Genomic DNA, 11,931 nt, shown 5'->3' with positions numbered 1-11,931 from the left:
ACCAATGCCATGACCAGAATTCTCTACTCGCTCTGCGGTCGCGATGTGAGCAGGCCTTTCTCGCCGCACTGCTGGAAGATCGTCATGGCTCTGGAGCATAAGGGGCTTGAATATGTCGAGCGGCCGGTGCCGTTCACTGAAGTTCCCAAGCTGGAAAACGGGTTCTCCAAAACCGTGCCGGTTCTGCGCGACGGTGATCTCCTGATCCGCGACAGCTTCGATATTGCAGTTTATCTTGAAGATACCTATCCCAACCGTCCGACGCTGTTTGGCGGCGAGGGTGGCAAGGCACTGGCACGCTTCGTAGAAGGTTACTCGCAGATGCTGGTCCATCCGGTGCTTTCGCGCATTGCGATCAAGGATATCCACGACATGCTGGACGAGAAAGACCAGACCTATTTCCGCACCAGCCGTGAAGAGAGGTTGGGTCGCAAGCTGGAGGAGTTCGAAGCCGGTCGTCCGCAGGCGATAACCGATCTCACTACGCAACTGGAGCCGATGCGGCATATGTTGAAGTTCCAGCCGTATCTCGGCGGAGAAACACCTCTGTTTGCGGACTATATCCTGTTTGGTGCGCTCCAGTGGTTGCGGATCACAACGGGCTCGCTCGCGATTTCCCAGGATCATTCGGTCGCTGAATGGTTCGAGCGGTGCCTGGACCTGCATGGCGCAAAGGGCAGGGCGGTCGCCTGAAGCTCAATCTTCTCAGCTCTGACGTATGACGGCTGCGTGAAATTGCCGGAACCCCCTTGTTTTCGCGATTCGGGGCGGCTAAACACCGCCCACTTATCCCTACAACTGAGGAATTTCAGGCAATGGCGATTGAACGCACCTTCTCCATGATCAAGCCGGACGCAACCAAGCGTAACCTGACGGGCGCTATCACCAAGGTTTTCGAAGAAAATGGCCTTCGCGTCATTGCTTCCAAGCGCGTCTGGATGAGCAAGCGCGAAGCTGAAGGCTTCTACGCTGTTCACAAGGAACGTCCTTTCTTCGGCGAACTCGTTGAAGGCATGACCTCCGGCCCGACGGTCGTTCAGGTTCTGGAAGGCGAAAACGCGATCCTCAAGAACCGCGAAATCATGGGTGCAACCAACCCGGCTCAGGCTGCTGAAGGCACCATCCGCAAGACCTTTGCTCTCTCCATCGGTGAGAACTCGGTTCACGGCTCCGACGCTCCGGAAACAGCCGCTCAGGAAATTGCTTACTGGTTCGCTGAAACCGAAATCGTCGGCTGATCAATCGATCCGAAAGCCAATTCTCAAGCCGTCCGGGAAACATCTCGGGCGGCTTTTTACGTGGTTTTCTTTCCGTCTCGCGCCCTTATATCCTCGCTGATATGATTGAAAAAGGAAATCGAGATGAAGGCTATTGCGTATCAAACTGCGGGTTCGCTGGATCGAGCAGATGCCCTGATGGATGTCGAGCTAGACACGCCCGCCGCCAGTGGCCGTGACCTGCTCGTCAAGGTAAAGGCCGTTTCTGTCAATCCTGTCGATACAAAGGTTCGCCGCCGGGCCTCCGCTGAAGACGGCCAATGGAAGGTTCTCGGTTGGGATGCTGCTGGCGAGGTGGTGGCCATAGGTGAAGGCGTCCAGGACTTTGTGGTGGGCGACCAAGTCTACTATGCAGGGGCATTGGATCGTCAGGGTGCAAATAGCGAATTTCATCTGGTCGATGAACGTATCGTGGGACGAAAGCCCTCCACGCTTTCCTATGCGGAGGCAGCTGCCCTGCCGCTGACAGCCATTACGGCGTGGGAAATGCTTTTCGACCGGCTCAAGGTCAGTACGCCGGTGCCAGGTGCTGCGCGTTGCGCACTGATCATTGGTGGCGCGGGCGGTGTCGGCTCTATTGCGATCCAACTCCTGAGGGCAATGACGGATCTGACAGTCATTGCAACGGCATCACGTCCGGAAACCCAAGCCTGGGTAAAAGAGCTTGGAGCCCACCACGTCATCGACCACAGCCATCCGATTGCACCGCAAGTCGCGGAGCTCGATATCGGCCAACCGGCTTTTGTCTTTTCCACCACCGAAACGCAATGGCACGTCGCAGATATAGCGGACCTGCTTGCCCCACAGGGCCGCGTGGGGCTTATCGATGATCCTGCCGTGATGGATATAATGCCCTTCAAGCGAAAGTCGGCCTCCGTCCATTGGGAATTCATGTTTACACGCTCGATGAACGAGACCGCCGACATGGACGAGCAGGGCAAACTGCTCAACGAAGTCGCAGCCATGGTGGACGCAGGCAAAATCCGGACGACGCTGACCGAGGTCATCCGTCCGATCAATGCGGAAAACCTCAAAGCAGCGCATGCGGTTCTTGAAAGCGGAAAAGCGCGGGGCAAGCTGGTGCTTGAGGGCTTTTAAGCGGGCTGTCGCTCCCGGTCTTTCTCAGCGCAACTCGTCCAGCGCCGCCTCTATGCGAGGTCTGGCGCTCGCGGGAACGGGCAGGACAGGGCGAGGAGGTTCGGCTTCAAACAGACCGAGCAGCGAGCCGATCGCATACATGACGCGAAAGCTGCCAAATTCCTTGAACAGCGACCACAGAGGTTCGAACATAGCATTCAGCCGTTCTGCCTCGGCTCGGTCTCCTGCGATAGCCGCCTGCGTCAATGCCAGCGCAGGTTGGGGGAGCAGGCCCGCCACAACGCTATACCACGCGTCAGCACCGGCCAGCAGGCCATCGGCCGCACCCCAGTCTCCGCTGTAGCCGATGCTGAAGCCGGATGGAGCAAGGGCGCGCAAGCTTCTGATTTCGTCCGCGAAAGCGGTCTCACCCGGCAGCGGCATCTTGATCGCTGCGATGTTGGGAATTATCGCCAGCTTCTGGATGAGGTCGAGGCTGAACTGGAATCTGGTCGTCGTCGGGTTGTTGTAGATCACGATCGGCAGGCCGGTCGCATTCGATACAGAAACAAAATGCTGATAAACCTCTTCCTGTGTGAGGGGCGCGTAGGAGACCGGTGCCAGCAAAAGCGCATCGGCTCCCGCCGCCTCCGCATCTCGTGCCAATTGCTGTGCGTGATCCGTCCGCAAAGCTCCTACGCCCACAAGCAGCGGAACGCGCTCGCCAATGCTGTCCTTTGCAGCCTCAACCGCACGGCGTCTTTCTTCGCGTGAAAGGTAGGCATAGGCACCGGTGCTGCCGAGCAATCCAATGGACCCTACCTTCGCCTCCGCCAGTCGGTCCAGAACTCGGGCCAATGCAACGGCATCGACTTCTCCGTCTGCATTGGTCGGCGTAGTCGGAAATGCGGACAAACCTTCAAACATTGTGATGCATCGCTCCCCTTCATCTATGGATATGATGTATCGGGAAGCGTGTGACGAGACAAGATGATCTCGTCACCAGTCCCTAGGCCGGGCATCCCTGGACAGGCGAGAGATCGACGGCATCATTTGGCTTGAACACCTGTGGATTGAGGTCATAAGCCGGACCAACGACCAGGGAATTGGCCGGAAGAACACTCTGATCGATGGTCGCGACGAGATCGGTTTCCAGTGTCTGGCGAACCCTGCCATCTGAACCCGCTATCTCAACCCTGATGTGGTAGGCTTTGCCTTCCTTGACGCATTGGAGGTCGGGACTCTCCAGAACGATCTTCGTCATATTCGGATAGAGTATTTGGCGAGCTACGAGGGGATCACCGCCGCGCGGGTTGTCGAAATAGGCCGTTGCAGTTCCCGGTCTCAAGGGCTGCTCCAGAGGCCGGAGAGTGACGACATAGTTCGCCTTCGAAAGCCTGTAGTTGAAAACGAAGATATGACCGCTGAACTCGGCAATCTTGTTTTCCGTTTCTCGCTGGCAAGCCGTTAGTGGAACGAGTGTGAGGCATAAGGCTACAACCTTTCTAATCATGCCGTATCTCCAGTCTTCTTGCGGCGATAATGGCGGTTGGCCTTGGTACGATTGCCGCAGACGGCCATGTCGCACCAGAAGCGGCTCTTGTTCTTGCTGCGGTCGAGGAAAAGCCAGCCGCAGTGGCCGCAGATCTTCAGACGTTGCGGATCAGGAAGGCTGAGGAGCCGCAGGGCTGAATGAACCGTTTCCGCTTCCAGCGAGCCGGCGGTGGGATTGCTGCGCAAAAGCTTTGATCCCTGATCCAGCAGATCGGCAAGTAAAAGCTGTGCATCGTTCGCTGTCGCGAGGCCGCGAAAATAGCGGTCAACTGCCTCGCGGAATGTCAGAAAGGTCTGCTCATTGCCGGATTGAACCGGCCGCAACTGCGCCCAGCGTTCCCGCTCTGCGGAAAGAACACAAGCAGCATTCGCAAAACCCGCCAATTGCTCCGGCACGGCGAAGCGATCCAGGCTGCGTGCGGGGTCCATGCGCAGAATGACGCTATTGGCAACATCCAGTGCCAAGGCGCCGCCGACAAAACGATGGGGTGTCCAGGAAAAGCTCATATCGGAAATATAACTGGCAAAAGACGTTTTACCAGTTATATTTTGAGCCTGGAGGACGGGCATGGACTACGCACTTCAACAGTTTGCAAACGCGGTGCCACTGTCCGCGCTCTATGCGCTCCTCGCATTTGGCTACGCCCTGTCGGTTGCACTCACCAAGCGGGCGGATTTAACCTACGGCGCGCTGTTTGCTTTTTCCGGTCATGCATTCCTGCTCGGGGCCCATGCCGGATGGAACATTCTGTTTCTGACATTCGCCGCCTCGCTGGCCGCCGGAGCCGTTCTTACGCTTGCACTCGTGATGCCTCTGAGCGTTCTCATAGGTCACCGGATCGCAGCGCCACTCTCGGCAGTTTCTCCAAATGCCTTCACCGTCGCGTCGCTTGGGCTCTTGTTGGTGTTGATGGAGGGCGCGCGGCTTGCCTCCGGAACACAGGAACTCTGGCTGCCGCCTTTCCTCAACCAAAGCATCGCAATCGTGCCAAACCTCGCGTCGCCCGTGACATTGACCATTTTGCAACTGGTGAATACCGGCGCCGTGCTGATCCTTCTCGTATCGGCCGCCGTATTTGTGGCGCTGTCACGATGGGGTCGCAACTGGAGAGCCGTGTCGGAGGACCGGCTGGCGGCGGAACTGTGCGGCGTAAATTCCCGCGCGATGTTTACGCAAACCTACGTGTTGAGCGCTCTACTGGCGGGGCTGGGCGGCATTCTGGCCACCATGCACTACGGTACGATGGGCTTTGGTGCCGGATTGATTTTTGGATTGAAGATCGTTCTGATTTCCGCGGCGGGCGGGCATCTTCACCCGTGGCGTGCAGCTGTGGGTGCGGCTATCTTTGCCTTCGGTGAGACCTTCTGGAGTGCCTTTGCACCCATGGTGTGGCGAGATGCGGCCCTGATTTCCCTGCTCGCTTTGCTGCTGGTGATAACGCGCCAGCAAAAGCCTATGGCTTGAGCCACTTGTCGCGCGCGGCGTCATCGGCATCCTTTGCCGCGACCCAGTTGCCCGTGGAGCCATTTGCAAGGTGCTCCTTCTTCCAGAAGGGAGCTGCCGTCTTCAGAAAATCCATAACGAAATTCGCACCATCGAAGGCTGCCTGCCGATGAGATGCGGCGGCAATGACCAGCACGATATTCTCGCCGGGCGCTATCTTGCCATAGCGATGGACGGCTGAGAGGCCGAGAAGGGAAAAGCGTGCGATCGCCAGTTCTGCGATGCGGGCCATTTCCGCTTCCGCCATGCCGGGATAGTGTTCCAGTTCAAGAGCGTTCAGACTTCCGCCTTCATCGCGGCAGAGGCCAGTGAACGTCACGACGGCGCCAATGTCCTGTCGCCCTTCTGTCAACATCGCGATCTCGGTTTGCAGATCGAAATCTTCGCGCTGGACGCGGATGAAGGGCTTCAGAGCCACCATTTTCTTATCCACCCGTCATCGGTGGGAATATGCCGATTTCGCGCGCTCCGGTGATGGGTTCGTCGTGGTCGACATGTTCCTGATTGATGGCGAGGCGGATCACTTCCGGATACTGAAGTGCTGCTTCATACTCTTCGCCCAAGGTCTTCAGGTGATTCAGCAAATCCCGGCCAGTCACGACCGCTTCCGGAATGTCGATTTCCTCTTCCGGCTTGTCGATCCGCTCCCGAACCCAGGCAAAATAGACGAGCTTTACCTTCATTCTTCATCCACCACATGTCTGAGACCGGCGCGGAAATAATCATAGCCGGAGTAGATCGTGAGAATGGCCGCGATCCAGAGGAAGGCACGACCGATTTCGGTTGTGTAGGGCAGAACCTTGTCCCCGGCATCGCCTGCCAACAGAAACGCGATGGAGACCATCTGCAAGGTGGTTTTCCACTTGGCAATGCGCGTCACAGGCACGGCGACCTTCAATGCGGCCAGATATTCCCGCAGGCCCGAGACCAGAATTTCGCGGCAGAGTATGGTGATCGCCGCCCATAGTGACCAGCCCGCAATCGTGCCATCTGCTGCCATCAGCAACAGGACCGAAGCAACCAACAGTTTGTCGGCAATTGGATCCAGCATACGCCCGATGTTCGATGTCTGGTTCCAGATGCGCGCCAGATAGCCGTCGAGGTAGTCCGTGATGGAAGCAACAACGAAGATTGCAAGAGCGGTCCAGCGTGCCACATCGGAGCTTTCGAGGCGCCCTTCGACGAAGAAGCACGCCACGACGACCGGTACGGCTACGATACGCGCATAGGTCAGAAGATTGGGAATGTTCAGTGCGCGCGATGCCATGGTCAACCTGTCAGTTGCAATTGCCTTTAAGTGATGCTTCGGGCTCGAAGCGTCAACTCAAAATTCTCGTGTCGTATCTGTCTTCTGCCGTTCAACTCGATCTGTTCTCGTGGAAATGATTGTAGATCTGCTTTGCCACCGACTCCGAGATTCCCTCCACCGTCATCAGATCGGTTATTCCGGCTCGGGAGACGGCTTTTGCGGTTCCGAAATGCTGGAGAAGAGCCCGCTTTCGCGAAGGGCCGATGCCCGAAATCTCATCGAGCGGGTTCTTCACCATCTCTTTCTTGCGCCGTGCCCTGTGAGAGCCGATTGCAAAACGGTGAGCCTCGTCCCGAAGTCGCTGGATGAAGTAGAGTACCGGATCCCGCGGCGGCAGTGAAAAATCGCTGCGGTCATCGGCGAAGAATCGTTCGCGCCCCGCATCGCGGTCCACACCCTTGGCAACGCCAATGGCCGTGACGACCTGCCTTATACCAAGCTCATCGAGAATCTTGCGCACCGCAGACATCTGTCCCTGGCCGCCGTCGATGAGGATGACATCCGGCCAGGCAGGAAAGCCCGCGTCGACGGCATCTTCTTGAGAAGGCAGAGCGCTGCGATCCGGTAGGCCTTCCTCCTTCAGGAGACGTGAGAATCGCCGCGTCATCACCTCGCGCATCATGCCGAAGTCATCGCCGGGGGTGATGTCCGTCGATTTGATATTGAACTTGCGGTACTGGCCTTTCACGAAGCCTTCCGGTCCGGCAACCACCATGCCACCCACGGCATTCGTGCCCATGATATGGGAGTTATCGTAGATCTCGATCCGGCGCGGCACATAGGGCAGGGCAAAGGTTTCCGCGAAACCCTTCAGCAGGCGCTCTTGCGATGCCGTTTCCGCAAGGCGGCGTCCATGGGCTTCGCGCGCATTGGCAAGCACATGGTCGCTGAGATCCTTTTTCTCGCCGCGCTGCGGCACGGAGATGGTGACCTTGTATCCGGCCTTCTCACTTAGCGCGTCCGCAAGCAGAGCCTGTTCCTCGATCGTCTCCGATAGAAGGATCTGACGCGGCACCGGCTTGTCGTCGTAAAACTGCGCCAAGAAGGCATTCAGAACTTCCGAGCCTTGGAGCTGCGGGTCCGCCTTGGGGAAATAGGCCTGATTGCCCCAGTTCTGGCCCGCCCGGAAGAAGAAGACCTGAATGCAGGTCAATCCGCCCTCATGATAGATCGCAAAGACATCGGCCTCTTCAACGCCTGCCGGGTTGATGCCCTGATGGCTTTGGACATGACTGAGCGACGCCAGCCGGTCGCGATAGACGGCGGCACGTTCGAAATCCAGATCGGCAGAGGCCTCCGCCATCTGGCTGGCGATGGTCGCCTTGACGCTCTGGCTCTTGCCGGACAGGAAGTCCTTCGCTTCCTGCACCAGAAGCCCGTAGTCCGCATCGCTGATCTCATGCGTGCAGGGGCCGGAACAGCGCTTGATCTGATAGAGCAGGCAAGGGCGGGTGCGGCTTTCGAAGACGCTATCGGTGCAGGTTCTCAGCAAAAACGCACGCTGGAGGGAATTGATCGTGCGGCCGACCGCACTCGCAGAGGCAAAGGGCCCGAAGTAATTGCCCTTGCGAGCCCGAGCACCCCGATGCTTGTAGATGGCCGGTGCCCGATGATCGCCCGTGATCATGATGTAGGGAAAGCTTTTATCGTCGCGCAAGAGGACGTTGAAGCGAGGGCGCAGCCGCTTGATGAGGTTCGCTTCCAGAAGCAGGGCTTCGGTTTCCGTGCGAGTGGTGACGAATTCCATCTGCGTGGTTTCGCGCACCATCTTCGACAGACGGTTGGAATGAACCCGACCTTGCGCATAATTCGAGACACGCTTCTTCAGGCTGCGGGCCTTGCCCACATACAGCACATCGCCTGCTTCGTTGAACATGCGATAAACGCCCGGTGCGTTCGGCAAATGCTTCACGAACTCGGCAATAAGATCGGCGCCCTTGAGGCCCGACTCGTTCTTCCAGCCCTCGTTCCACTGGACGCCAGCCAGCGATGACGCCGCTTCCGCTTCCGGCTGGATTACGTCGTCTTCATCGTCATCTGATTCGTCGTAGAGAACGCCGCCGTCAGGCAGTTTCGTTCCATTCATTCAATGATCTCCGCCACATCAGGCGTTTCCCAGGCCAGATGCTGGCCACCATCCAAGGCTATCATTTGGCCCGTGATGGACGGAGTGTCAAAAAGAAAACGGATCGTGCGGCCGAATTCGTCCCGTGATGGACCCTGTTTCAGCGGCAGACCGGCAATCTGCTTTGCGAAATCTTCTTCCGCCTGACGTTCGCTCTTGAAGGAAGGGCCGGGACCGATGCCGTTGACGCGGATGCGCGGCGCATAGGCCTGTGCGAGCGTCTGGGTGGCGGTCCACAGTGCGGCCTTGGAGAGGGTATAGGAGTAGAACTGAGGCGTCAGCTTCCAGACACGCTGATCGATGATGTTGACGATGAGCCCGGTCTCGCCCTCCGGCAACTGTGCCAGAAGACCAGCCGAAAGAATGGACGGAGCCCGGACATGAATGGCAAAATGCTTGTCGAAGACATCCGGCTCGAAGCGATCCGGCTCATCCTTGAGAAAGATCGAGGCGCTATTCACCAGCCCGGTGAGGGGCCCGAGTTCCGCAGCCGCTCTCCCGATCAGCATTTCCGTCTGACGGTCATCCAGCAGATCGGCCTGCAGGGCCACAGCCTGACAACCCTCATTTCGAAGATTTGCGGCGAGCGCTTCCGCCTCGGCGAGCGACGCGTTCGCGTGGATCGCAATGGCATGTCCGTGACGGGCAAGATCTTCGCAAATTGCCCGGCCCATGCGCTTCGCGCCGCCGGTCACAAGTATGGTTTGTCTTTTGTTCACGCTGTCACTCGCATTTGAGGGAGTTTTCACTAAAGTTTTTCATGATGAGCTTTACGGTTCGCGCCAATCAACAGATCGGGCGACAGGCCTGTTTTTGTTATACATGAATCTATTGATGTATTCACGTCGATGTGAATAATAGTTCTTATGAATAGCAAACGTATACGCTCTGTTATGGTTAACAAAGTGCATGTTGCCCTGAAGCAACATCCAGATTCAGCCATCGCTCTGCCACAATCAATTCACATTTCGGTACTTTCAATTCCTCATTTCCCCACCAATTTCACTGTCAACGCGACGGGAAACCAAAAGCCTGCTGGAAACAAAGGCAGCTTCTCCCTCACGGTAATGAAAAGGAGAATTAAGTATGCGTACTCTTATCGCGACCCTCATGGCATCTGCCGCTGGTCTCATCGCTGTTTCGGCCCATGCGGCTGATGCTGTCACCCAGATTCCGGAAGCACCTGCTGCCGTTGAAACTGCGGCACCTGTCAGCAACTGGTCTGGCTTCTACCTTGGTGGTTACGGCTCGTACGACATGGGCAAGTTCAAGGGTGGCTCCAGCCACACCGATGCTGACGGCGCAGGCGGCGGCGTATTCGGTGGTTACAACTGGCAGAGCGGCCAGATCGTTTACGGTGCTGAAGCAGACCTCGGCTATAACGGCCAGAAGGGCGCTGCAGGCAATGGCACCGTTGGCAAGGAAAAGCTGAACGGCTCTGTTCGTGCCCGCGTCGGTTACGACCTGAACCCCTTCATGATCTACGGTACGGCTGGTCTGGCCGCTGCTGACCATGAACTCTCGAACGCTCGCGGTACCGACAGCAACACGGCTCTCGGCTACACGGTCGGCGCCGGCGTTGAAACCATGGTAACGAACAACATCACCGCTCGCGTTGAGTATCGTTACACGGACTATCAGGACAAGGATTACAACCTCGGCGGCACGAACTTCTCGCGCGGCTTCGACGACCACTCGGTTAAGGTTGGTATCGGCGTCAAGTTCTGATCCGCGTATTCTGGATCAAGAAGCGGTCGGAGGGAAACCTTCGGCCGCTTTTTTTATGCTGGTGATCAGGCAGCAGGCTTCACAGTCGCAAATTCGGGGAACAGCTTCGAAAACTGGTCTGGCCAGGCAGCAAGCTTTGGCCTGCCATTCGCCCATTTGCCGGCAAAGCGCAGATCAAGATAGCCGATCAGCGCAGCAAGGGCGAAGTGACCGCCGTGCAGGGTGTCGCCGACGACAGGAAGGTTGGCCTCGAGATAATCCAGACCGCGTGTCACCTTGCTCCACTGCTTGTCGATCCACGACTGCTCGACCTTATCCTCGGGCCGGAACCGGCGTTCGTAGATGATGGCGAGCAGGCAATCCGTAATACCATCCGCCAGTGCTTCCAGCACTTCCGCGTCAGTTCGGGCTTGCGCCTCTGCCGGATAGAGCTTGCCGCCGGACTGGCGGTTGAAGAACTGCATGATGGCGACAGAATCATAGACAGGCTTTTGGCCATCGCGCAGCAGGACTGGGATCTTGCCCAGCGGATTGTTATCGATGAGTTCCGGCGGTTCGGCATTGGTGTCGACACGAACTTCTTCGACCCCGAGTGCAAGATGGCGCGCCGCCATGCGGCACTTCGCGGAGTAGGGGGAAGCTGGAGACACAAGCAGTTTCATGGCATTTCCTTACAGTTTACTGTGCCGGCGGCACGGTGATGCGTTTGATTTTGCAGCCACCCCGGTCAACCTGCGTGCAGGGGCGGAAGCCCAGATCCTTGGTCATGCAGATCCGCACCTCCTCAAACTTGGAGGCCTCGCAATTGACGGCGATGGAGTCCGCGGTGAGGCCAGGATTGATCTCGGTGAATTTCTGTTCGATCATCTCGGCCGAGAAAGTCCCGGTCGTCGTAAGAGCGGTCAGATCCTGCGGCAGCTTGATCTTGTTGTAGGCGCTTCGGATTTTCTCCAGATAATCCTTCTGGGAAAGGCCCGTGCAGGTTCCATGCTTGCGCCATTGGTGCCCGATGAGGCCCATGGACGGCATGATGTCGAAATAGGGGCGACCAACGGCATCCGGCACCGTTCGCGGTTCAGAACTGGCGCAGGATTGGGGGTATCCGCTTTCATTCTGCGGCCAAAGCCCATGGACGATGAAGGAGAATTTCTTGTCGGTGCCGCATTGCTGCGGGCTCTTCTGTCCTCGCTCGCCTGAGCAGAAGGTGGGTGACCAGGACAGGGCGAGAACGTAGAAATCGAAGGCCCCGGCCTTGTCCTCCGCACGCGTCTGCGGTGCGATGGCGAACGTACTTGCGGCAAGGGCGGTGAGGGCAATCAGTTTTGAAAAAATAGAACGGAACATGAATCAAATCTCC

At 57.6% G+C, this 11,931-nt stretch carries 15 protein-coding genes; 5 read left to right on the top strand and 10 right to left on the bottom strand.

The genetic code is table 11. The annotated features are described in order from the left end of the window. Window positions 1-9: 9 nt before the first annotated feature. The 3 genes from ASD54_RS00815 to ASD54_RS00805 all read left to right on the top strand — a co-directional run bounded on the left by ASD54_RS00815 (window position 10) and on the right by ASD54_RS00805 (window position 2,375). The gene (locus ASD54_RS00815; RefSeq protein WP_062553201.1) at window positions 10-693 is read left to right on the top strand and encodes a glutathione S-transferase family protein; all 684 of its coding nucleotides are present in this window, start codon (window positions 10-12) and stop codon (window positions 691-693) included. A gap of 122 nt (window positions 694-815) precedes the next feature. After that, the gene (ndk, locus tag ASD54_RS00810; protein WP_062552712.1) at window positions 816-1,238 is read left to right on the top strand and encodes a nucleoside-diphosphate kinase; all 423 of its coding nucleotides are present in this window, start codon (window positions 816-818) and stop codon (window positions 1,236-1,238) included. Between the two features lie 123 nt (window positions 1,239-1,361). Further along, the gene (locus tag ASD54_RS00805) at window positions 1,362-2,375 is read left to right on the top strand and encodes a zinc-binding alcohol dehydrogenase family protein (RefSeq protein ID WP_062552711.1); all 1,014 of its coding nucleotides are present in this window, start codon (window positions 1,362-1,364) and stop codon (window positions 2,373-2,375) included. Window positions 2,376-2,399: 24 nt separating this feature from the next. Here ASD54_RS00805 and ASD54_RS00800 read toward each other — a convergent pair whose 3' ends face one another. The 3 genes from ASD54_RS00800 to ASD54_RS00790 form a co-directional block, all read right to left on the bottom strand. Further along, a complete protein-coding gene (locus tag ASD54_RS00800) occupies window positions 2,400-3,281 on the bottom strand; it encodes a dihydrodipicolinate synthase family protein (protein ID WP_062552710.1) in 882 nt (293 codons plus the stop codon). An 82-nt stretch (window positions 3,282-3,363) separates the two neighbouring features. Then, window positions 3,364-3,867, bottom strand: a complete 504-nt coding sequence (locus ASD54_RS00795) for a hypothetical protein (protein WP_062552709.1) — start codon at window positions 3,865-3,867, stop codon at window positions 3,364-3,366. Continuing rightward, window positions 3,864-4,415, bottom strand: a complete 552-nt coding sequence (locus ASD54_RS00790; protein WP_062553200.1) for a CGNR zinc finger domain-containing protein — start codon at window positions 4,413-4,415, stop codon at window positions 3,864-3,866. The genes ASD54_RS00795 and ASD54_RS00790 overlap by 4 nt, the downstream gene beginning before the upstream one ends. A 61-nt stretch (window positions 4,416-4,476) precedes the next feature. Here ASD54_RS00790 and ASD54_RS00785 point away from each other — a divergent pair, with 61 nt between their 5' ends. Next, window positions 4,477-5,373: a branched-chain amino acid ABC transporter permease gene (locus ASD54_RS00785; RefSeq protein ID WP_062552708.1), complete on the top strand. Its 897-nt coding sequence runs from the start codon at window positions 4,477-4,479 to the stop codon at window positions 5,371-5,373. Here ASD54_RS00785 and ASD54_RS00780 read toward each other — a convergent pair. The 5 genes from ASD54_RS00780 to ASD54_RS00760 all read right to left on the bottom strand — a co-directional run bounded on the left by ASD54_RS00780 (window position 5,363) and on the right by ASD54_RS00760 (window position 9,565). Continuing rightward, a complete protein-coding gene (locus ASD54_RS00780) occupies window positions 5,363-5,830 on the bottom strand; it encodes a molybdenum cofactor biosynthesis protein MoaE (protein ID WP_062553199.1) in 468 nt (155 codons plus the stop codon). The two genes, ASD54_RS00785 and ASD54_RS00780, sit on opposite strands and share 11 nt — an antisense overlap. A gap of 7 nt (window positions 5,831-5,837) precedes the next feature. Beyond that, complete coding sequence (gene moaD, locus ASD54_RS00775; protein WP_062552707.1) at window positions 5,838-6,095, bottom strand: molybdopterin converting factor subunit 1; 258 nt, start codon at window positions 6,093-6,095, stop codon at window positions 5,838-5,840. Then, window positions 6,092-6,679 (bottom strand): CDP-diacylglycerol--glycerol-3-phosphate 3-phosphatidyltransferase, encoded by a 588-nt coding sequence (pgsA, locus tag ASD54_RS00770; RefSeq protein WP_062552706.1) that lies wholly within the window; start codon window positions 6,677-6,679, stop codon window positions 6,092-6,094. Before pgsA ends, moaD begins: the two co-directional genes overlap by 4 nt. A gap of 91 nt (window positions 6,680-6,770) precedes the next feature. Then, on the bottom strand, window positions 6,771-8,807 hold the full coding sequence (uvrC, locus tag ASD54_RS00765) for an excinuclease ABC subunit UvrC (RefSeq protein ID WP_062552705.1): 2,037 nt from the start codon (window positions 8,805-8,807) through the stop codon (window positions 6,771-6,773). Next, on the bottom strand, window positions 8,804-9,565 hold the full coding sequence (locus ASD54_RS00760) for an SDR family oxidoreductase (RefSeq protein ID WP_280139158.1): 762 nt from the start codon (window positions 9,563-9,565) through the stop codon (window positions 8,804-8,806). Before ASD54_RS00760 ends, uvrC begins: the two co-directional genes overlap by 4 nt. 367 nt (window positions 9,566-9,932) lie before the next feature. Between ASD54_RS00760 and ASD54_RS00755 the strand changes: the two genes are divergently transcribed. Next, on the top strand, window positions 9,933-10,574 hold the full coding sequence (locus ASD54_RS00755; RefSeq protein WP_062552704.1) for an outer membrane protein: 642 nt from the start codon (window positions 9,933-9,935) through the stop codon (window positions 10,572-10,574). A gap of 65 nt (window positions 10,575-10,639) precedes the next feature. On the opposite strand, the gene ASD54_RS00750 is transcribed toward ASD54_RS00755, so the two are convergent. Further along, window positions 10,640-11,236: a glutathione S-transferase family protein gene (locus ASD54_RS00750; RefSeq protein WP_062552703.1), complete on the bottom strand. Its 597-nt coding sequence runs from the start codon at window positions 11,234-11,236 to the stop codon at window positions 10,640-10,642. A 16-nt stretch (window positions 11,237-11,252) separates the two neighbouring features. Next, window positions 11,253-11,918, bottom strand: a complete 666-nt coding sequence (locus ASD54_RS00745; RefSeq protein WP_082547005.1) for a ribonuclease — start codon at window positions 11,916-11,918, stop codon at window positions 11,253-11,255. Window positions 11,919-11,931: the final 13 nt, after the last annotated feature.

Origin of the sequence: Rhizobium sp. Root149 (assembly GCF_001427345.1) — a bacterium.
Classification (GTDB): domain Bacteria; phylum Pseudomonadota; class Alphaproteobacteria; order Rhizobiales; family Rhizobiaceae; genus Neorhizobium; species Neorhizobium rhizoryzae.
Note: the sequence above shows the minus strand (reverse complement) of the source record. Positions and strands in the feature narration are given on the sequence as shown.